General features: G+C 70.8%; 20 protein-coding genes. 5 read left to right on the top strand and 15 right to left on the bottom strand.

The features are described from left to right. Position 1: 1 nt before the first annotated feature. From nuoL to QK442_RS17705, 12 genes are read right to left on the bottom strand one after another with little or no spacing between them, the layout of a single operon-like run. Positions 2–1939, bottom strand: a complete 1938-nt coding sequence (nuoL, locus tag QK442_RS17760; RefSeq protein ID WP_282694923.1) for an NADH-quinone oxidoreductase subunit L — start codon at positions 1937–1939, stop codon at positions 2–4. A gap of 11 nt (positions 1940–1950) precedes the next feature. Further along, positions 1951–2250, bottom strand: coding sequence for an NADH-quinone oxidoreductase subunit NuoK (nuoK, locus tag QK442_RS17755; RefSeq protein ID WP_282694922.1), 300 nt, complete (start codon positions 2248–2250; stop codon positions 1951–1953). Then, positions 2247–3107 carry an NADH-quinone oxidoreductase subunit J gene (locus QK442_RS17750; RefSeq protein ID WP_282694921.1) on the bottom strand — a complete coding sequence of 287 codons (861 nt, stop codon included), beginning with the start codon at positions 3105–3107 and terminating at the stop codon, positions 2247–2249. Before QK442_RS17750 ends, nuoK begins: the two co-directional genes overlap by 4 nt. Beyond that, positions 3104–3721, bottom strand: coding sequence for an NADH-quinone oxidoreductase subunit NuoI (gene nuoI / locus QK442_RS17745; protein WP_282694920.1), 618 nt, complete (start codon positions 3719–3721; stop codon positions 3104–3106). The genes QK442_RS17750 and nuoI overlap by 4 nt, the downstream gene beginning before the upstream one ends. Further along, entirely contained in the window at positions 3714–5042 is a 1329-nt protein-coding gene (gene nuoH / locus QK442_RS17740; RefSeq protein WP_282694950.1) for an NADH-quinone oxidoreductase subunit NuoH, read from the bottom strand. The genes nuoI and nuoH overlap by 8 nt, the downstream gene beginning before the upstream one ends. A gap of 29 nt (positions 5043–5071) precedes the next feature. After that, positions 5072–7564 carry an NADH-quinone oxidoreductase subunit G gene (locus tag QK442_RS17735; RefSeq protein WP_282694919.1) on the bottom strand — a complete coding sequence of 831 codons (2493 nt, stop codon included), beginning with the start codon at positions 7562–7564 and terminating at the stop codon, positions 5072–5074. Further along, a complete protein-coding gene (gene nuoF / locus QK442_RS17730; protein WP_282694918.1) occupies positions 7561–8910 on the bottom strand; it encodes an NADH-quinone oxidoreductase subunit NuoF in 1350 nt (449 codons plus the stop codon). Before nuoF ends, QK442_RS17735 begins: the two co-directional genes overlap by 4 nt. Continuing rightward, a complete protein-coding gene (nuoE, locus tag QK442_RS17725) occupies positions 8910–9674 on the bottom strand; it encodes an NADH-quinone oxidoreductase subunit NuoE (protein WP_282694917.1) in 765 nt (254 codons plus the stop codon). Before nuoE ends, nuoF begins: the two co-directional genes overlap by 1 nt. After that, positions 9671–10993, bottom strand: coding sequence for an NADH-quinone oxidoreductase subunit D (locus QK442_RS17720; RefSeq protein WP_282694916.1), 1323 nt, complete (start codon positions 10991–10993; stop codon positions 9671–9673). Before QK442_RS17720 ends, nuoE begins: the two co-directional genes overlap by 4 nt. Beyond that, positions 10990–11721, bottom strand: a complete 732-nt coding sequence (locus QK442_RS17715; protein WP_282694915.1) for an NADH-quinone oxidoreductase subunit C — start codon at positions 11719–11721, stop codon at positions 10990–10992. The genes QK442_RS17720 and QK442_RS17715 overlap by 4 nt, the downstream gene beginning before the upstream one ends. Further along, positions 11718–12272, bottom strand: coding sequence for an NADH-quinone oxidoreductase subunit B family protein (locus QK442_RS17710; RefSeq protein ID WP_282694914.1), 555 nt, complete (start codon positions 12270–12272; stop codon positions 11718–11720). Before QK442_RS17710 ends, QK442_RS17715 begins: the two co-directional genes overlap by 4 nt. 19 nt (positions 12273–12291) lie before the next feature. Continuing rightward, the gene (locus QK442_RS17705) at positions 12292–12651 is read right to left on the bottom strand and encodes an NADH-quinone oxidoreductase subunit A (RefSeq protein WP_019888619.1); all 360 of its coding nucleotides are present in this window, start codon (positions 12649–12651) and stop codon (positions 12292–12294) included. Positions 12652–13342: 691 nt separating this feature from the next. Here QK442_RS17705 and QK442_RS17700 point away from each other — a divergent pair. Then, the gene (locus tag QK442_RS17700; RefSeq protein WP_282694913.1) at positions 13343–14260 is read left to right on the top strand and encodes a C40 family peptidase; all 918 of its coding nucleotides are present in this window, start codon (positions 13343–13345) and stop codon (positions 14258–14260) included. Between the two features lie 74 nt (positions 14261–14334). On the opposite strand, the gene QK442_RS17695 is transcribed toward QK442_RS17700, so the two are convergent. Further along, a complete protein-coding gene (locus QK442_RS17695) occupies positions 14335–15621 on the bottom strand; it encodes a geranylgeranyl reductase family protein (protein WP_282694912.1) in 1287 nt (428 codons plus the stop codon). A 129-nt stretch (positions 15622–15750) separates the two neighbouring features. Between QK442_RS17695 and QK442_RS17690 the strand changes: the two genes are divergently transcribed. After that, positions 15751–16497 carry a peptidase inhibitor family I36 protein gene (locus QK442_RS17690; protein WP_282694911.1) on the top strand — a complete coding sequence of 249 codons (747 nt, stop codon included), beginning with the start codon at positions 15751–15753 and terminating at the stop codon, positions 16495–16497. Continuing rightward, positions 16488–17876, top strand: a complete 1389-nt coding sequence (locus QK442_RS17685) for a phosphodiester glycosidase family protein (RefSeq protein WP_282694910.1) — start codon at positions 16488–16490, stop codon at positions 17874–17876. Before QK442_RS17690 ends, QK442_RS17685 begins: the two co-directional genes overlap by 10 nt. Before the next feature lie 21 nt (positions 17877–17897). Here the strand turns inward: QK442_RS17685 and QK442_RS17680 are convergent, their stop codons facing one another. After that, the gene (locus QK442_RS17680) at positions 17898–18593 is read right to left on the bottom strand and encodes a demethylmenaquinone methyltransferase (protein WP_282694909.1); all 696 of its coding nucleotides are present in this window, start codon (positions 18591–18593) and stop codon (positions 17898–17900) included. Between the two features lie 114 nt (positions 18594–18707). Here QK442_RS17680 and QK442_RS17675 point away from each other — a divergent pair, with 114 nt between their 5' ends. Next, positions 18708–19259, top strand: coding sequence for a SigE family RNA polymerase sigma factor (locus QK442_RS17675; RefSeq protein WP_282694908.1), 552 nt, complete (start codon positions 18708–18710; stop codon positions 19257–19259). Positions 19260–19268: 9 nt separating this feature from the next. Beyond that, positions 19269–20027 carry a hypothetical protein gene (locus QK442_RS17670; RefSeq protein WP_282694907.1) on the top strand — a complete coding sequence of 253 codons (759 nt, stop codon included), beginning with the start codon at positions 19269–19271 and terminating at the stop codon, positions 20025–20027. On the opposite strand, the gene QK442_RS17665 is transcribed toward QK442_RS17670, so the two are convergent. Then, positions 20012–20611, bottom strand: coding sequence for a hypothetical protein (locus QK442_RS17665; protein ID WP_282694906.1), 600 nt, complete (start codon positions 20609–20611; stop codon positions 20012–20014). The genes QK442_RS17670 and QK442_RS17665 overlap by 16 nt on opposite strands. Positions 20612–20616 lie beyond the last annotated feature (5 nt).

Here is a 20616-nt window from a genome sequence, read left to right as displayed (position 1 = left end):
GTTACACCGCCCTCATCAGCAGGGTCGCGGCGATGACGACCGCCGCACCGCCGAACATGGAGACCGCGTACGAGCGGACGTAGCCGTTCTGGAGCTTGCGCAGCCGCCCGGAGAGCCCGCCGACACCGGCCGCGGTGCCGTTGACCACGCCGTCCACGAGGGTGTGGTCGACGTAGACCAGTGAGCGGGTCAGGTGGGTGCCGCCGGTGACGAAGACGGCGTGGTTGAAGTCGTCCTGGAGCAGGTCGCGGCGGGCCGCCCGGGTGAGCAGCGAGCCGCGCGGGGCGACCACCGGCACGGGACGGCGCCCGTACTGGAGGTACGCGAGGCCGACGCCGAGCACCATGACGGCCACGGTCGCGGTGGTGACGGCGGCGGCGCTGATCGGCGCGTGGCCGTGCGCGAAGCCGGTGACCGGCTCCAGCCACTCGACGAACCCGGCGAACTCGAAGAAGGCGCCCGCGGCGACCGAGCCGACGGCCAGCAGGACCATGGGAATGAGCATGGACTTGGGCGACTCGTGCGGGTGCGGCATCTCGCCCGGCGCGTGCTCGGCGGCCGGCTCGGCGCTGGGCGCCGCGTCGGCGTCCGGCGCCGGCTGCCAGCGCTTCTCGCCGAAGAAGGTCATCAGCATCACGCGGGTCATGTAGTACGCGGTGATGGCGGCGCCAAGCAGGGTGACCGCGCCGAGGATCCAGCCCTCGGTGCCGCCCTTGGCGAAGGCCGCCTCGATGATCTTGTCCTTGGAGAAGAAGCCGGACAGGCCCGGGAAGCCGATGATCGCCAGGTAGCCGAGGCCGAAGGTGACGAAGGTGACCGGCATGTACTTCCTGAGGCCGCCGTACTTCCGCATGTCGACCTCGTCGTTCATGCCGTGCATGACCGAACCGGCGCCGAGGAAGAGCCCGGCCTTGAAGAAGCCGTGCGTCACCAGGTGCATGATCGCGAAGACGTAGCCGATCGGGCCGAGGCCGGCCGCCAGGATCATGTAGCCGATCTGCGACATCGTCGACCCGGCGAGGGCCTTCTTGATGTCGTCCTTCGCGCAACCGACGATCGCACCGAAGAGGAGCGTGACCGCGCCGACGATGGTGACGACGAGCTGGGCGTCCGGCGCCGCGTTGAAGATGTTCGCGGAGCGGACGATCAGGTAGACGCCGGCGGTGACCATGGTGGCCGCGTGGATGAGGGCCGAGACCGGGGTCGGGCCCTCCATCGCGTCCCCGAGCCAGGACTGCAGCGGCACCTGGGCCGACTTGCCGCAGGCCGCGAGGAGCAGCATCAGGCCGATCGCCGTCAGCTTGCCCTCGGAGGTCTCGCCGGCCGAGGCGAGCACGGGGCCGAAGGCGAAGGTGCCGAAGGTGGTGAACATCAGCATGATCGCGATCGACAGGCCCATGTCGCCGACCCGGTTGACCAGGAAGGCCTTCTTCGCGGCGGTGGCCGCGGTGGGCTTGTGCTGCCAGAAGCCGATCAGGAGGTACGAGGCGAGACCGACGCCCTCCCAGCCGAAGTAGAGCAGCAGGTAGTTGTCCGCGAGGACGAGCAGCAGCATCGCCGCGACGAACAGGTTCAGGTAGCCGAAGAAGCGGCGGCGCCGCTCGTCGTGCTCCATGTACCCGATCGAGTACACGTGGATGAGCGTGCCCACACCGGTGATCAGCAGGACGAAGGTCATCGACAGCTGGTCGAGCTGGAAGGCGATGTCCGCCTGGAAGCTCTCGACGGGGATCCAGGTGTACAGGTGCTGGTGCATCGTCCGGTCGTCGGCGCTCTTGCCGAGCATGTCGGCGAAGAGGACGAGACCGATGGCGAAGGAGACGGCCGCGAGGAGCGTGCCGAGCCAGTGCCCGGCCTTGTCGAGCCGGCGGCCGCCGCACAGCAGGACGGCCGCTCCGAGCAGGGGCGCCGCGATGAGCAGCGCAATCAGGTTGTCCACGGTTCAGCCCCTCACAGCTTCATCAGGCTGGCGTCGTCGACCGAGGCCGAGTGGCGGGATCGGAAGACGGACACGATGATCGCGAGCCCGACGACGACCTCCGCGGCGGCCACGACCATCGTGAAGAAGGCGATGATCTGGCCGTCGAGGTTGCCGTGCATACGGGAGAAGGTGACGAGCGCGAGGTTGCAGGCGTTGAGCATCAGCTCCACGCACATGAAGACCACGATCGCGTTCCGCCGGATCAGCACCCCGGCCGCACCGATGGTGAACAACAGGGCGGCGAGGTACAGGTAGTTGACGGGGTTCACCGCGTGGCCTCCTCTCCGTCACGAGCTCCGTCACGAGCGTCGTCGCGGGTCTCGTCGCGGTCGCGTCCGAGGCGCTCCTCGGCGCGCTGCTCCAGGGCCTTGAGATCGGCGAGCGCCTCCGTCGACACGTCCCGCACCTGGCCCCGCTCGCGCAGGGTCGAGATGACGGTGAGCTCGGACGGGGTGCCGTCGGGCAGCAGACCGGCGATGTCCACCGCGTTGTGCCGGGCGTAGACGCCGGGGGCGGGCAGCGGCGGCAGGTGCCTGCCCTCGCGCACGCGCTGCTCGGCCAGCTCGCGCTGGGTGCGGGCCCGCTCGGTGCGCTCCCGGTGGGTGAGGACCATCGCGCCGACGGCGGCGGTGATCAGCAGGGCGCCGGTGATCTCGAAGGCGAAGACGTACTTGGTGAAGATGAGGGCCGCCAGGCCCTCCACGTTCCCCCCGTACGCCGCGTTCGCCGCGCCGAGGCCGGTGAACTCGGTCAGCGCCGCGTTCCCGATCCCGGCGAAGAGCAGGACGCCGAAGCCGAGGCCGCAGGCGGCGGCCCACCACCGCTGGCCCTTGATGGTCTCCTTCAGCGCGTCCGCGGCCGTGACACCGACCAGCATGACGACGAAGAGGAAGAGCATCATGATCGCGCCGGTGTAGACGATGATCTGCACGATGCCGAGGAAGTACGCGCCGTTGGCCAGGTAGAAGACGGCGAGCACGATCATCGTGCCGGCCAGGCAGAGCGCCGAGTGCACGGCCTTCCTCATGAGGACGGTGCACAGCGCGCCGACGACGGCGACGGTGCCGAGCACCCAGAACTGGAACGCCTCACCGGAGGAGGTGGTGTAGGCGGCGAGCGCGCTCATCGGCCGATCACCTTCCCCGAGGCGGGCTCGTCCTCGCCGGAGGTCGACTCGCCCTCCTGCGGCGTCTCCCCCTTGGACACGGCGACCTGGCGGACCGTCCCGGGCGCGGCCTCGGTGACGAGACCCCGGTAGTAGTCCTGCTCGGTCATGCCCGGGAAGATCGCGTGCGGGGTGTCGACCATGCGCTCGTCGAGGCCCGCGAGCAGCTGTTCCTTGGTGTAGATCAGGTTCTCGCGGGAGGAGTCGGCCAGCTCGAACTCGTTGGTCATCGTCAGCGCGCGGGTGGGGCACGCCTCGATGCACAGCCCGCACAGGATGCAGCGGGCGTAGTTGATCTGGTAGACGCGGCCGTACCGCTCGCCGGGCGAGTAGCGCTCCTCGTCCGTGTTGTCCGCGCCCTCCACGTAGATGGCGTCGGCGGGGCAGGCCCAGGCGCACAGCTCGCAGCCGACGCACTTCTCAAGACCGTCCGGGTGGCGGTTGAGCTGGTGCCGGCCGTGGAAACGGGGCGCCGTCGTCTTCTTCTGCTCCGGGTACTGCTCGGTCAGCCGCTTCTTGAACATGGCCTTGAAGGTCACGCCGAACCCGGCCACCGGATTCTGGAAGTCAGACACGATCCGTCCCCCTCTCATCACTCTCGGTAGCAGTATCGGGGCCACCACTGACAACGAGGTCCCGCTGGTGTCGGGGCCTGCGCCGGGGCACGGGCGGCAGGGACTGTCCGGGCTTGGGCGGTACGGGGAAACCGCCGGCCATCGGGTCGAACTCCCGCTCGGCGGCGGGGCCGGCCGTGGTGTCGCCCTTCTTCCGGTCGCGGTAGAAGTCGGCGACGAAGGAGAGCAGCAGCACCACCAGGACGGCACCGGCCACGTACAGCACGATGTCGGTGAAGGCGATGTTCTCGTTGCGCAGCGCCCGGACGGTGGCGACCAGCATCAGCCAGACCACGGAGACCGGGATGAGCACCTTCCAGCCGAGCTTCATCAGCTGGTCGTAGCGGACGCGGGGCAGGGTGCCGCGGAGCCAGATGAAGAAGAAGACCAGCGCCTGCAGCTTGACGACGAACCAGAGCAGCGGCCACCAGCCGTGGTTGGCGCCCTCCCAGAACGCGGAGATCGGGTACGGGGCCCGCCAGCCGCCGAGGAACAGGGTCACCGCGATCATCGAGACGGTGATCATGTGGATGTACTCGGCCAGCATGAACATCGCGAACTTGATGGAGCTGTACTCGGTGTTGAAGCCGCCGACCAGGTCGCCCTCGGACTCGGGCATGTCGAACGGGGCGCGGCTGGACTCGCCGACCATCGTCACCATGTAGATCAGGAACGAGACGGGCAGCAGCACCACGTACCAGCGGTCCTGCTGCGCGTCGACGATCGCCGAGGTCGACATGGAACCGGAGTAGAGGAAGACCGAGGCGAACGCGGCGCCCATGGCGATCTCGTACGAGATGATCTGGGCGACCGAACGCAGCCCGCCGAGCAGCGGATAGGTCGATCCGGAGGACCAGCCGCCGAGGACGAAGCCGTACACCCCGAGCGATCCGATCGCCAGGATGTAGAGCGCCGCGATCGGCAGGTCGGTCAGCTGCATCGTGGTCCGCGTGCCGAAGATCGACACCTCGTCACCGGCCGGGCCGAAGGGGATCACGGCGATCGCCATGAACGCGGGGATGGCGGCGACGATCGGGGCCAGGACGTAGACGACCTTGTCGGCCCGCTTGACGATCACGTCCTCCTTGAGCATCAGCTTGACGCCGTCCGCGAGGGACTGGAGGAGGCCCCAGGGGCCGTGCCGGTTGGGGCCGATGCGCAGCTGCATCCAGGCGACGACCTTGCGCTCCCACACGATGGAGAAGAGCACGGTGACCATCAGGAACGCGAAGCAGAAGACGGCCTTGAGCAGGACGAGCCACCAGGGGTCCGTCCCGAACATGGACAGGTCCTCGGCTGCGAGGAGCGTGTTCACGCCTGCGCCTCCTTCGGGGTGGCCGGGCCGATGCGGACCAGGTCGCCCGGGCGGGCGCCGGTGCCGGCGAGGACGCCGTGGCCGGCCGAGTTCAGCGGGAGCCAGACGACCCGGTCGGGCATCTCGGTGACCTGGAGGGGGAAGGCGACCGCGCCGGCCGGTCCGGTGACTTCGAGCAGGTCGCCGTCCTTGACCCCGGTGTCGGCGGCGGTGGTGGCGGAGAGCCGGGCGACCGCCGCGTGACGGGTGCCGGCCAGCGCCTCGTCGCCCTCCTGGAGCCGGCCGAGGTCGAGGAGGAGCCGGTGGCCCGCGAGGACGGCCTCGCCGTCGCCGGGCCGGGGGGCCGGGACCGCGTGCGCGGTGGGCTCGGAGGCCCGCTCCTCGGTCCAGCGGCCGAGCCGGTCCATCTCGCGCCGGGCCGTCTTCAGGTCGGGCAGGGCGAGGTGGACGTCGAGGGCGTCGGCGAGCATGTGGAGCACGCGCGCGTCGGCAGGAGCGACCGCCCTTGTCATCTGCTCGGGCTTGAGCGCGGCCTCGAACATCCGGGCGCGGCCCTCCCAGTTGAGGAAGGTGCCGGACTTCTCGGCGACGGCGGCGACCGGCAGGACGACGTCGGCGCGCTCGGTGACGGCGCCGGGGCGCAGCTCCAGGGAGACGACGAAGGCCCGGTCGAGGGCTTCACGCGCGCGTGCCGGGTCGGGCAGGTCGTCGACGTCGACGCCGCCGACGAGCAGCGCGGCGAGTTCGCCGCCGGCGGCGGCCTGGAGGATCTGGCCGGTGTCGCGGCCGTAGCCGTGCGGGAGTTCGCGGACGCCCCAGGCGGCGGCGACCTCCTCACGCGCGCGGGGGTCGGTCGCGGGCCGGCCGCCGGGCAGCAGGCTCGGCAGCGCGCCCGCCTCGATCGCTCCCCGCTCACCGGCCCGGCGCGGGATCCACACGAGCTTCGCGCCGGTGGCGGCGGAGGCGCGCAGGGCGGCGGTGAGCGCGCCGGGCACCCCGGCGAGCCGCTCGCCGACGGCGATGACGGCCCCCTCCTGGCGCAGCGCCTCGGCGGCGGCCCAGCCGGTGGAGTCGAGGCCGACGCGGGAGGTGAGGGCGTCGAGCCACTCGGTCTCGGTGCCGGGGGCGGCGGGCAGCAGGGTGCCGCCGGTCTTCTCCAGGCCGCGGGTGGCGTGGGAGGCGACGGCGTACGTCTTCTGCCCGTGCTTGCGCCAGGCCTTGCGGAGCCGCAGGAAGACGCCGGGGGCCTCCTCCTCGGACTCCAGGCCGACGAGCAGCACCATCGGCGCGGCTTCGAGCGAGGTGTACGTGACGCCGGAACCGTCCAGATCCCGTCCCCGTCCGGCGACGGCCGAGGCCAGGAAGTCGGCCTCCTCGCCGGAGTGGATCCGGGCGCGGAAGTCGACGTCGTTGGTGTCGAGGGCGACCCGGGCGAACTTGGCGTACGCGTAGGCGTCCTCGACGGTGAGCCGGCCGCCGGCGAGGACACCGGTGCGGCCGCGGACCAGGCCGCGGGCGGCGGCCTCCAGGGCCTCCGGCCACGAGGCCGGTTCCAGGACCCCGGCCGCGTTGCGTACGAGCGGGGTCGTCAGCCGGTCGCGCTGCTGCGCGTACCGGAAGCCGAACCGGCCCTTGTCGCAGATCCACTCCTCGTTGACCTCGGGGTCGTCCTGCGCGAGGCGGCGCATGACCTTGCCGCGCCGGTGGTCGGTGCGGGTGGCGCAGCCGCCGGCGCAGTGCTCGCAGACGGACGGCGAGGAGACCAGGTCGAAGGGGCGGGCGCGGAAGCGGTAGGCGGCGGAGGTGAGGGCGCCGACCGGGCAGATCTGGATGGTGTTGCCGGAGAAGTACGACTCGAAGGGGTCGCCCTCGCCGGTGCCGACCTGCTGGAGGGCGCCGCGCTCGACGAGCTCGATCATCGGGTCGCCGGCGACCTGGTTCGAGAAGCGGGTGCAGCGGGCGCAGAGCACGCACCGCTCGCGGTCGAGCAGCACCTGCGTGGAGATCGGCACCGGCTTCTCGTACGTCCGCTTGGCGCCGTCGAAGCGGGACTCGGCCTGCCCGTGGGACATGGCCTGGTTCTGCAGGGGGCACTCGCCGCCCTTGTCGCAGACCGGGCAGTCCAGCGGGTGGTTGATGAGCAGCAGCTCCATCACGCCGTGCTGGGCCTTCTCGGCGACCGGCGAGGTCAGCTGGGACTTGACCACCATGCCGTCGGTACAGGTGATGGTGCAGGAGGCCATCGGCTTGCGCTGGCCCTCGACCTCGACGATGCACTGGCGGCAGGCGCCCGCCGGGTCGAGGAGGGGGTGGTCGCAGAAGCGGGGGATCTCGATGCCGAGCTGTTCGGCGGCGCGGATGACCAGGGTCCCCTTGGGGACGGAGATCTCGATGCCGTCGATGGTCAGCGTGACCATGTCCTGGCCTGCGTCCTTGGGCGGCCCCGCCGGGGAACCGCCGCCGGACGGGCCGGCCGTGGTGACCGTCATGCCGTCACCTCCTTGTGGTTGTCCGCCCAGGCGGTCGACTTGGCCGGGTCGAAGGGGCAGCCCTTGCCCGTGATGTGCTGCTCGTACTCCTCGCGGAAGTACTTCAGCGAGGAGAAGATCGGCGAGGCGGCGCCGTCGCCGAGGGCGCAGAACGACTTGCCGTTGATGTTGTCGGCGATGTCGTTCAGCTTGTCGAGGTCGGACATGACGCCCTTGCCCGCCTCGATGTCGCGCAGGAGCTGGACGAGCCAGTAGGTGCCCTCCCGGCAGGGGGTGCACTTGCCGCAGGACTCGTGGGCGTAGAACTCGGTCCAGCGGGTGACGGCCCGGACCACGCAGGTGGTCTCGTCGAAGCACTGGAGGGCCTTGGTGCCGAGCATGGACCCGGCGGCGCCGACGCCCTCGTAGTCGAGCGGCACGTCCAGGTGCTCGTCGGTGAACATGGGGGTGGAGGAGCCGCCGGGCGTCCAGAACTTGAGCCGGTGCCCGGGGCGCATCCCGCCGCTCATGTCGAGGAGCTGGCGCAGGGTGATGCCGAGCGGGGCCTCGTACTGGCCGGGCGAGGCGACGTGCCCGCTGAGCGAGTAGAGCGTGAAGCCCGGGGACTTCTCGCTGCCCATCGAGGTGAACCACTCCTTGCCGCGGTGGAGGATCGCGGGAACCGAGGCGATGGACTCGACGTTGTTCACCACGGTGGGGCAGGCGTAGAGGCCGGCGACCGCGGGGAAGGGGGGCCGCAGCCGGGGCTGGCCGCGGCGGCCTTCGAGCGAGTCGAGGAGGGCGGTCTCCTCGCCGCAGATGTACGCGCCGGCGCCGGCGTGCACGGTGAGCTCGACGTCGAGCCCGCTGCCGAGGATGTTCTTGCCGAGGTAGCCGGCCCGGTACGCCTCGCGGACCGCCTCGTGGAGGCGGCGCAGGACGGGGACGACCTCGCCGCGCAGATAGATGAAGGCGTGGTTGGAGCGGATCGCGTAGCAGGCGATCACGATGCCCTCGATGAGGGAGTGCGGGTTGGCGAAGAGGAGGGGGATGTCCTTGCAGGTGCCGGGCTCGGACTCGTCGGCGTTGACGACGAGGTAGTGCGGCTTGCCGTCGCCCTGCGGGATGAACTGCCACTTCATGCCGGTGGGGAAGCCGGCGCCGCCGCGTCCGCGGAGACCGGAGTCCTTCACGTACGCGATGAGGTCGTCGGGGCTCATGGCGAGCGCGCGCCTGAGGCCCTGGTAGCCGTCGTGGCGCTGGTACGTCTCCAGGGTCCAGGAGTCCGGCTGGTCCCAGAAGGCGGAGAGCACCGGGGAGAGCAGCTTCTCGGGGCTGCTGGAGTTGATCTCGGCGGCCACTGTCATCACGCTCCCTCCTGACCGGCTGCCTCGCCGCGCGGGTGGACGATTCGGGTATGGGGGGCCTCGCCCTTGGCCAGGCGGAGGCCGACGAGGGAGGCGGGCCCGGCGCCGCCGGTGGCCGCGACGGCGCCGGGGCGCTCGTCGGGGAAGCCGGCGAGGATCCGGGCCGTCTCCTTGAAGGTGCAGAGGGGGGCGCCGCGGGTGGGTTCGACGGTGCGGCCCGCGCGCAGGTCGTCGACCATCTTCTTTGCCGACTCGGGGGTCTGGTTGTCGAAGAACTCCCAGTTGACCATCACCACGGGGGCGTAGTCGCAGGCGGCGTTGCACTCGATGTGCTCAAGAGTGATCTTGCCGTCCGCAGTCGTCATGTCGGCTCCGTCGTTTCCGACGCCGAGGTGCTCCTTGAGCTCCTCGAAGATGGCGTCGCCGCCCATGACCGCGCAGAGGGTGTTGGTGCAGACGCCGACCTGGTAGTCGCCGGACGGCTTGCGGCGGTACATGGTGTAGAAGGTGGCGACGGCGGTGACCTCGGCGGTGGTCAGGCCGAGCATGTCGGCGCAGAACCGCATGCCGGTACGGGTCACGTGGCCCTCCTCCGACTGCACGAGGTGCAGCATCGGCAGGAGCGCGGAGCGGGAGTCGGGGTAGCGGTCGATGATCGCCTTCGCGTCCTCCTCCAGCCGGGCCCGGACGTCGTCCGGGTAGGCGGGGGCGGGGAGCTGGGGCATCCCCAGGCTGACGTTGCCGCTCGTCGGGGTCTCTGTCATCGGTCGACGCCTCCCATCACGGGGTCGATGGAGGCGACGGCGACGATGACGTCGGCGACCTGGCCGCCCTCGCACATCGCCGCCATGGCCTGGAGGTTGGTGAAGGACGGATCGCGGAAGTGGACCCGGAAGGGGCGGGTGCCGCCGTCGGAGACGACGTGCACGCCGAGCTCGCCCTTGGGGGACTCGACGGCCGCGTACGCCTGGCCGGCCGGGACCCGGAAGCCCTCGGTGACCAGCTTGAAGTGGTGGATCAGGGCCTCCATGGAAGTGCCCATGATCTTCTTGATGTGTTCGAGGGAGTTGCCGAGGCCGTCGGGGCCGAGGGCGAGCTGCGCGGGCCAGGCGATCTTCTTGTCGCCGACCATGACCGGTCCGGGGGCGAGCCGGTCGAGGCACTGCTCGACGATCCGCAGCGACTGGCGCATCTCCTCCAGGCGGACGAGGAAGCGGCCGTAGGAGTCGCAGGTGTCGGCGGTGGGGACCTCGAAGTCGTAGGTCTCGTAGCCGCAGTACGGGTCGGACTTGCGCAGGTCGTGCGGGAGGCCCGCCGACCGGAGGATCGGTCCGGTGGCGCCGAGGGCCATGCAGCCGGTGAGGTCGAGGTGGCCGACGTCCTGCATGCGGGCCTTGAAGATGGGGTTGCCGGTGGCGAGCTTGTCGTACTCCGGCATGTTCTTCTTCATGGTCTTCACGAACTCGCGCACGGCGTCGACGGCGCCGGGCGGGAGGTCCTGGGCGAGGCCGCCGGGCCGGATGTAGGCGTGGTTCATGCGCAGGCCGGTGATCAGCTCGTACAGGTCCAGGATCATCTCGCGGTCCCGGAAGCCGTAGATCATGATCGTCGTGGCGCCGAGCTCCATGCCGCCGGTGGCGATGGCGACCAGGTGCGAGGAGAGCCGGTTGAGCTCCATGAGGAGGACCCGGATGACGGTGGCCCGGTCGGGGATGTCGTCGGTGATGCCGAGCAGCTTCTCCACGCCGAGGCAGTACGCCGTCTCGTTGTAGAACGAGGTGAGGTAGTCCATGCGCGTGACGAAGGTGGTGCCCTGCGTCCAGGTCCGGTACTCGAGGTTCTTCTCGATGCCGGTGTGGAGGTAGCCGATGCCGCAGCGGGCCTCGGTGACGGTCTCGCCGTCGATCTCCAGGATGAGCCGGAGCACGCCGTGGGTGGACGGGTGCTGGGGGCCCATGTTGACGACGATCCGCTCGTCGTCGGCCTTCGCGGCGGACTGGACGACCTCGTCCCAGTCGCCGCCGGTGACCGTGTAGACGGTCCCCTCGGTCGTTTCGCGGGGAGAGGCGGACGGGGTGTTCACGAGTACGACCTCCGCTGGTCCGGAGCCGGGATCTGGGCGCCCTTGTACTCGACGGGGATGCCGCCGAGCGGGTAGTCCTTGCGCTGCGGGTGGCCCTGCCAGTCGTCCGGCATCATGATCCGGGTGAGGGCCGGGTGGCCGTCGAAGACGATGCCGAAGAAGTCGTACGTCTCGCGCTCGTGCCAGTCGTTCGTCGGATAGACGGAGACGAGCGACGGGATCCGCGGGTCCTGGTCGGGGGCCGAGACCTCCAGGCGGATCAGCCGGCCGTGGGTGAGCGAGCGCAGGTGGTAGACGGCGTGCAGCTCGCGGCCCTTGTCGCCCGGGTAGTGGACGCCGGAGACGCCGGTGCAGAGCTCGAAGCGGAGCGCCGGGTCGTCGCGGAGGGTGCGGGCGACGCGGACGAGGTGCTCGCGCTCGATATGGAAGGTGAGCTCGCCGCGGTCGACGACCGTCCTCTCGATCGCGTTCTCCGGGGCGAGCCCCTGCTCCTCCAGGGCGCCTTCGAGCTCGTCGGCGACCTCGTCGAACCATCCGCCGTAGGGGCGGGTGGCCGGGCCGGGGAGGCGGATCGAGCGGACGAGGCCGCCGTAGCCGGAGGTGTCGCCGCCGTTGTTCGCGCCGAACATGCCGCGCTGGACCCGTACCTCCTCCCCGTGCTCACCGCGCTGACCGGGCAGGTTCTGCTCGCTCAGCTCCTTCTCGGGGTTCGGGGTTTCGTCGCTCAACGGAGCAGACCCTTCATCTCGATGGTCGGCAGCGCCCTCAGCGCCGCCTCCTCCGCCTCGCGGGCCGCCTCCTCGGCGTTCACGCCGAGCTTCGAGGTCTGGATCTTCTGGTGGAGCTTGAGGATCGCGTCCATCAGCATCTCCGGGCGCGGCGGGCAGCCCGGCAGGTAGATGTCGACCGGCACGACGTGGTCGACGCCCTGCACGACCGCGTAGTTGTTGAACATGCCGCCCGAGGAGGCGCAGACGCCCATGGAGATCACCCACTTGGGGTTGGGCATCTGGTCGTAGACCTGCCTCAGGACGGGCGCCATCTTCTGGCTGACCCGGCCCGCGACGATCATGAGGTCGGCCTGGCGCGGGGAGCCGCGGAAGACCTCCATGCCGAAGCGGGCGAGGTCGTAGCGGCCGGCGCCGGTCGTCATCATCTCGATGGCGCAGCAGGCGAGGCCGAAGGTCGCGGGGAAGACGGATGACTTCCGGACCCAGCCCGCGGCCTGCTCGACGGTGGTCAGCAGGAAGCCGCTGGGCAGTTTCTCTTCGAGTCCCATGGGTGCTCCTCAGCCCTTCTCAGTCCCATTCCAGGCCGCCGCGCCGCCACACGTAGGCGTAGGCGACGAAGACGGTGAGCACGAAGAGCAGCATCTCCACGAGCCCGAAAAGCCCCAGGGCGTCGAAGGTGACGGCCCAGGGGTAGAGGAAGACGATCTCGATGTCGAAGACGATGAAGAGCATCGCCGTCAGGTAGTACTTGATCGGGAAGCGACCGCCTCCGGCCGGCGTCGGGGTCGGCTCGATGCCGCACTCGTACGCCTCAAGTTTTGCCCTGTTGTACCGCTTTGGCCCGATTAGCGTGGCCATGACCACGGAGAAGATCGCAAACCCCGCACCCAGGGCACCGAGCACGAGGACGGGCGCGTACGCATTCACGCTCCTCGCTCCTTCCAGTCGTCCTTGACCGTTGGACCGCACCAGCCGGCTCGCGGAGCCCCGGAACGATCTCCGGAAAGATCGCCCCCATGTGAGGCAGTTCACAAGCCTGACGTCCGCGTATCTTAAGCCCGCCCCTCTGTGATCTGCGACACGGGGGTCACCAACGGATTTGTGATCTTCACCACCTGACGAAGGATCATGAAGTCGGATGAGCAGTGATCTTGTCGCGTGAAGCGCCCAGGTGGTCACCAGGTGTGACATTCGGACCGGAAGTCGCCGGTCGGAGGGGTGTTGCCCTATCAAGAGATGGGCAGTACAAGCAAATTGGCAGTGGACGCGTACGAGTGATATAGGCATCCGCGTCGCCCGTCCGGGGGTTCGCCGAGACGGAAGTGGACGCCTCGACTCCGTGTGCACGCGTTCACGAGACGGAGGTGTGACCTGCGTCACGGCTCGACAGGGTGAAAAGAACGGGGCTTGGCCATCCGCCCCAAGAGGTGGTAAGCGAAGGGCAATTCGGGCATCTCATTGAAAACCCATGATCAAGGGCACAATGAGCCGTGCCCGATTTGCCCGTTACGGCGTCAGTAAGGGCGGCAAGAAAGCGGATTGGACGGTTCCATTCGTAACTGTGGCGCAACCCACGTTTCTTGAAGGGAACCGCGAAGCCCTGATAGCGGTTGTACCCATGTCCCACACCGCTCACATACCCAGCCACCGGAAGCCCCGCCGCAGCGCTTCGAAGCTCGCGCTCCGCGCCGGAGTTGCCGGTGGCGTCCTCAGCACCATCGCGGTGGCCGGTGCTGCCGGACCGGCGAATGCCGAGCCGGTGACCGAGACCATCGAGATGCCCACCCTGGGCTCGCTCACCACCGACCTCTCCACCGCCGTGGCCGCCTCCGCCGAGGCGTCCGAGCAGGAGGCGCTCGGCCAGAGCCTGGAGGCCCAGGAGGCCGCCGCCCTGCAGGCGGCCGCCAAGGAGGCCAAGAAGGCCAAGGCCGAGGCCGACCGCAAGGCCGAGGCCGAGCGCGCCGAGAAGGCCCGCCAGGAGGCCGAGGCCAAGGCGAAGGCCGAGCGCGAGCGCGCCGAGGCCGCCGAGGCCGAGGCCCGCGCGCAGGCCCAGGCCCGCGCCTCCCGCGACAGCGCCCGGACCCAGCTGACCACCACCGCGGCGTCGGCCTCCTCCTCGGACTCGGGCTCGGACTCCTCGGACAGCGGCTCCTCCGCCTCCGCGTCCACCCAGGTCGCCTCCGGCTCCGCCGCCGCGATCGTCGCCTTCGCCCGCGCCCAGATCGGCGACGCGTACGTCATGGGCGGCACCGGCCCGAACTCGTGGGACTGCTCGGGCCTCGTCCAGGCCGCCTACCGCCAGGCCGGCATCGACCTGCCGCGCGTCTCCGGCGCCCAGTCCTCCATGGGCACCTCCGTCTCCCTGAGCAACCTCCAGCCGGGCGACATCCTCTACTGGGGCAGCCGCAGCGGCTCGTACCACGTCGCCATCTACGTCGGCGGCGGCAAGTACGTCGGCGCGCAGAACCCCTCGACCGGCGTCGTCGAGCGCTCGCTCGACTGGGACCGTCCCTCGGGCGCCGTCCGCATCCTCTGAGCCGTACGCAGCACGAAGGGCCGTCACTCCTCGGGGGAGCGACGGCCCTTCGGCGTGCCGGGACGGCCCGGGGGTCAGGCCTTCGGCGCGACCTTCGACAGGCCGTTGATGATGCGGTCCATCGCGTCGCCGCCGGTCGGGTCCGTGAGGTTCGCCAGCATCTTCAGCGTGAACTTCATCAGGAGCGGGTGGGTGAGGCCGCGCTGGGTCGCGATCTTCATGACCTTCGGGTTGCCGATGAGCTTCACGAAGGCGCGGCCCAGCGTGTAGTAGCCGCCGTAGGTGTCCTTGAGGATCCGCGGGTAGTTGCGGAGGGCCAGTTCGCGCTGGGCGGGGGTGGCGCGGGCGTGGGCCTGGACGATGACGTCGGCGGCGATCTGGCCGGACTCCATCGCGTAGGCGATGCCCTCGCCGTTGAAGGGGTTGACCAGGCCGCCGGCGTCGCCGACGAGCAGCAGGCCGCGGGTGTAGTGCGGCTGGCGGTTGAAGGCCATCGGGAGGGCCGCGCCGCGGATCGGGGTCGTCATGTTCTCCGGGGTGAAGCCCCAGTCCTCCGGCATCGAGGCGCACCAGGTCTTCAGCACCTCGCGCCAGTCGAGCTCGCGGAAGGCGGAGGAGGAGTCGAGGATGCCGAGGCCGACGTTGGAGGTGCCGTCGCCCATGCCGAAGATCCAGCCGTAGCCGGGGAGGAGACGGTCCTGGGGGCCGCGCTTGTCCCACAGCTCCAGCCACGACTCCAGGTAGTCGTCGTCGTGCCGGGGGGTCGTGAAGTAGGTGCGGACGGCGACGCCCATCGGCCGGTCCTCGCGCCGGTGCAGGCCCATGGCGAGGGAGAGGCGCGTCGAGTTGCCGTCGGCGGCGACGACGAGCGGCGCGTGGAAGGTGACCTCGCGCTTCTCCTCGCCCAGCTTGGCGTGGACGCCGGTGATCCGGCCGGTGCGGGCGTCGACGACCGGGGCGCCGACGTTGCAGCGCTCGTACAGGCGGGCGCCGGCCTTCTGCGCCTGCCGGGCGAGCATCTCGTCGAAGTCGTCGCGCTTGCGGACGAGCCCGTAGTCCGGGTACGAGGCGAGGTCGGGCCAGTCGAGCTGGAGCCGGACGCCGCCGCCGATGATCCGCAGACCCTTGTTCCGCAGCCAGCCGGCCTCTTCCGAGATGTCGATGCCCATGGAGACGAGCTGCTTGGTGGCGCGCGGGGTCAGACCGTCGCCGCAGACCTTCTCGCGCGGGAACGCCGTCTTCTCCAGGAGCAGCACGTCGAGCCCGGCCTTGGCCAGGTAGTACGCGGTGGTGGAGCCGGCCGGCCCCGCACCGACGACGATCACATCTGCGCTGTGCTCGGAGAGGGGCTGCTCGGTCACGGCGGATTCTCCCGAAGACTAGGGCGGTAGGGGCGGTAAAGACGTACCCGGGCAGTCTATGGGGGGCCGTCACGGACTGTCCGGAGGGCCACCCACCAGGGGGCACCCCCCCGTGAGGGATCATCTCGTGTGACCATCTCTCGTACACACATACGGCGCGGCTCGCTGATCACAGCGGTCCTCGCCCTCCTCTGCTCGGCGTTCCTCGCCCTGCCCGCGAGCGCCGAGCCCGCGCCCTTCGACGACTGCCCCGCGGACACCCTCTGCCTCTACAGCGGGCCCGGCGGCACCGGCGAGCGGCGGGACTTCACGACCGGGCAGAACCAGGAAGGCTACGACGCCACCTGGGACGACAAGACCCTCTCCGCCAAGAACAACACCAACCAGTGGGCCTGCCTCTACGTCGACGCCGGCTACGGCGGTCTGATGCAGACCGTCAAGCCCGGCCGGTCCGACGAGTACCAGACCTCCGACACCCGCTTCGTGAACACGCTCAGCGGCCACAAGACGGTCCCGACCCGCGCCCTGTGCTTCACCGGCTACGAGCGCTGCCCCGACAACCGGGTCTGCACCTTCGAGGAGCCGGCCGGCCGCGGCCCGATGACCACGCACCTGCCCGCGACGGACGCGGCCAAGCTGCGCTACGGCAACAGCTACGGCACCGAGGCCGCGCCGAAGTCGGTCTTCAACCGCACCAAGAAGCACGTCTGCTTCTACCCCCAGCCCACCTTCAGCGGCACCTGGACCAACCCGGCCGACGGCAAGGTGTACGGCGCCTACGTGGTGCTGCGCGGCGACAGCACCACCGTGCCCGCCCCGTTCGCCGGCACCTTCCGCTCGCACGAGCTCGTCAACGGAACGGCGGAATGCCAGTGACCAGGACCCACCGCCCCCTCGTCGGCCTCGTCGCCGTCGTCGGCGCCCTCGCGTTCACCACCTCGGCCGTCGCCGCGCCCACGGCCGAGGAGCCGCTGAGCCCGCTCGCCCAGCGCTGGACCCAGGGCACGCCGGTCACCCTCGCCACCGGCGTCACCCACACCACGTGGACCGAGACCACGCCCGACAACCGCGCCGCGGGCCGCATCCTGCAGATCGTCGAGATCGACCCCACCGCCGGCGCCGTCACCCTGGAGAGCTTCGTCGGCACCGGCGACGCCTCGGCGGAGCCGGTCACCGACCAGCTCGCCGCCGTGTCCTCCGTGGCCTCCCGCCACCCGTACGCGGGCGTGAACGGCGGCCTGTTCCAGCGGGAGCCGAGCGGCAGCACCGCCGCGAAGCCGGTAGTACACACCGGCGCCTCGGCCATCGACGGCGTCCTGCACAGCTCCAGCTGCTGGGACGGCGGGAAGGGCAGCACCGGAGCGGTGATCCAGTACGGCATCCCGTACATCACCAAGCTCCTCACGAAGATGGAGCTGACCGCGCCCACCGGCGAGACCATCCGGATCGACGACGTCAACCGGACCCCCGGACGCGCCCCGCACTGCGCCCGCGACGCGGAGGACGTCAAGGTGAGCAGCAGCCCGGTCGTCTACACGGACCCCGACGAGATCGTCGTGTTCACCGACGACTACGGGATCGCCGTCCCCAAGCCGGGCACGGACCCGGCCGTCCCGGCCACCGCCGACAAGGGCTTCGAGGTCGTCCTCGACGCGAACGGCGTCGTCACCGACGCCCACGAGGGCCGCGGCGGCATCACGGTCCCGGCCGGCGGCCGCGTCCTCCAGGGCGTCGGCACCGGGGCCGCGTGGCTGCGCGCCCGGTTCGTCCGCGACGACCGGGCGACGATCGACATGAAGCTCCACGACGTGACGATGAACCGGGACATCCCGCTGGACGCCTCGGTCGACGTGGTCAGCTCCTTCCACCAGTTGCTGCGCAACGGCGAGATCCCCGTCGGGCTGTCCAACTCGTGCAGCGGGACGGAGACGGGCGCCGACGGCACCACCCCGATCTGCACCGACTCGCGCACCGCGCTCGGCACCAACGTCAAGGGCCACCCGGTGCTCGTCACCCTCACCGGGAAGGCCAACGAGGACGGCGACTACCTGCGTTCCTTCGCCGAGCTCCTCGACTCCACGGAACTCGCCCTGGTCGACGCGCTCAACCTCGACGGCGGCGGTTCGACCACCCTGGTGACCGGTACGCAGGTCCGCACGCCGCCGACGGACACCGAGAACGGCGTGAAGGTGCACCGGAAGGTCGCCGACACCGTGTACACCGGCGTCGGCGGCTACGGCATGTACGCCAAGTAGCAGTACGCCACGTGGCGGCGCCTACGCCGGCTTGAACCCCCGGTGCAGGGCGACGATCCCGCCGGTCAGGTTCCGCCAGGCCGGCTTCGACCAGCCGGCCTTCCGGAGGAGACCCGCGAGGGTCGGCTGGTCGGGCCAGGACTGGATGGACTCGGCGAGGTAGACGTACGCGTCGGGGTTGGAGGAGACGGCGCGGGCCACCGGCGGCAGGGCGCGCATCAGGTACTCCTCGTACACCGTGCGGAACGGCGCCCACGTGGGGTGCGAGAACTCGCAGATCACGACCCGGCCGCCGGGCTTCGTCACGCGGTACAGCTCGCGCAGGGCCTGCTCGGTGTCCTGGATGTTGCGCAGCCCGAAGGAGATCGTCACCGCGTCGAAGACGTCGTCCTTGAAGGGCAGCCTCGTGCCGTCGCCCGCCGTGAACGGCATCCACGGGTGACGCTGCTTGCCGACGCGGAGCATCCCGAGCGAGAAGTCGCACGGGACTACGTACGCGCCCGCCCGCGCGAAGGGCTGCGAGGAGGTGGCGGTGCCGGCGGCGAGGTCGAGGATCTTCTGCGCGGGGCGCGCGTCGACCGCCTTGGCGACCTCCTTGCGCCAGCGGCGGTCCTGGCCGAGCGAGAGCACGTCGTTGGTGAGGTCGTAGTTGGCCGCCACGTCGTCGAACATGGAGGCGACTTCGTGCGGCTGTTTGTCCAGGTTGGCTCGGGTCACGGGACCCATTCAAGCAGCCGCCGGAATTTCCTCCCGTACCGCTTCAACCTTTCGGGCCCGGGGGCGCTCAAGGACGGTCGAACAGCACGCGACGGCGAGGGGAGCAGGGGTGCGATGGCAGTGCCGATCGAAGTGAGGGCCCTGACGGTGGAGGAGGTGGACGTGGGGTCGGCCGCCGGGTTCGAGGAGTTCGCGCGGGCCGCGCAGCAGCGGCTGTACCGGACGGCGTACCTGCTCTGCGGGGACGCCGAGACCGCGCGGGACCTGACCCAGACCACGCTGGCCAAGCTGTACCAGCACTGGCGGCGGGCCGGGGCGGCCGAGCATCCGCACGCGTACGCCAAGAAGGTTCTGACCAGGACGTTCCTGGCGGAGCGGCGCCGGGGGCTGCGGGATCTGCTGGCGCTCACCCGGACCGGGGGCACGGTGCCGGGGCCCGCCGCCGACCACACCGACCTGCGGGTCACGCTGCTCGCGGCGCTCGCCGAACTGCCGCCCCGGGCGCGGGCGATGGTCGTGCTGCGCTACTGGGACGACCAGAGCGTGGCCTCCGTGGCGGCGCTGCTGGGGTGCGGCGAGGCCACCGTCAAGAGCCAGTGCTCGCGCTCGCTCGCCCGCCTTCGCGTACGCCTGGCCGACGCCGGGCTCTCCCTCTCGGAAAGGTGAGGTCCCCCTGTGGAAGACCACCGCGACATCGATCTGCTGCACGACGCCATGGCCCGGACGGCGGACACTCTGCCGCCGCTGCCCGATCTCGTACCGTCCGCGGTGCGCGAGGGCCGCCGGCGCCGGGCCCGCTCCCGGCTCGCGGTCGGCGCGGCCGCCTTCGCCGTGGCCACGGCGGGGGCCCTCGGGCTCACGCTGCTGCCGGGGACCGGCCCCGGGGTGACCGTGCCCGTGGCCTCGTCCGGCGACGGCACGGGGATGTCCGGGGCCGAGCGGGAGCGCCGGGAGGAGTACCGGCGGAAGATGGCGGCCCTCCTCGACGAGCGGCTTCCGGAGACGGTCACCGGCGTCCGCCCGGTGGGCGACCGGGTGAGCGACTACCGGTTCGACGCGGGCGGCAGGACCTTCCGCATGGCCGTGTCGGTGCGGTCCGTGTGCGCCGGCATGGGGCCGGACCCGTCCGGCAGGAAGAGCGTCGCGGAGCTGAGGAGCGGGGCGATCAGCGAGCTGGGCGGCAGGGTGTTGGTGCAGTACACGTACCGCGAGAGGGACGTCACGTTCATCGTGTACGCCGATAGTGCGGAGACGACGGTGGCGGCGAAGGAGCTGTCCGCCGTCGCCCAGGATCCGCGCTTCCTGGAGCTGGTGAAGGAAGCGGACGCGCATCCGATGGAGGAGAACGACCCGCCGCTCGACCCGGGCATCGCTCTCGAGGTGCGGCCCGGCGAGGTGCGCTTCGTCCACGTGGACTGTCAGCGGGCGCGGTAGACGAGCCGCCCGTCGATGACCGTGGCCACGCAGGTCGACGCGCCCCGGCGGACCAGCGTCGCCGTGTCGGGGACGTCGAAGACGGCGAAGCGGGCCGGGGCGCCGGGCGTCAGGCGCGGGAGGAGGATCAGGGGGGTCGGGGAGAGGGACGGGGGGCCCGGGAGGGTGTCGGGGCGGCGGCCGGTCGCGAGGCCGGCGCGGCGGACCGCGTCCCGGGCGGCCCTCGACCGCAGTTCGCCGGCGACCGCCACCGTGCCGTGGGCCAGCATCCGCTGGACGCCCCGCCGGGCGCTCGCGCCGAGGCGGGCCGGGTCGGCGCGGAAGAGCTCCGCCGCCCGCTCCCCCGTGATCGGCGCGGTGCCGAACTCGTTGGCCTCGCGCGGGTCCGGGTGGTAGGTCCGCTCCAGGAGCTCGGGGGCGTACGGGTTGAGCAGGCCGGGCAGCAGGATGCCCGGCCAGCGGCGGAGGCGGGCGTCCTGGTGCTCATCGGCCAGCTGCTCGTACGGGCCGACGGCGGCGATCCGGGCGCCGTCGACGAGAACGGCCAGTTCCGGGGAGGCCTCGGCGGTGTGGAGGGTGAGCACCGGCG

The sequence above is a fragment of the Streptomyces sp. CC208A genome (assembly GCF_030010625.1).
Taxonomy (GTDB): Bacteria; Actinomycetota; Actinomycetes; order Streptomycetales; family Streptomycetaceae; genus Streptomyces.
Note: the sequence above shows the minus strand (reverse complement) of the source record. Positions and strands in the feature narration are given on the sequence as shown.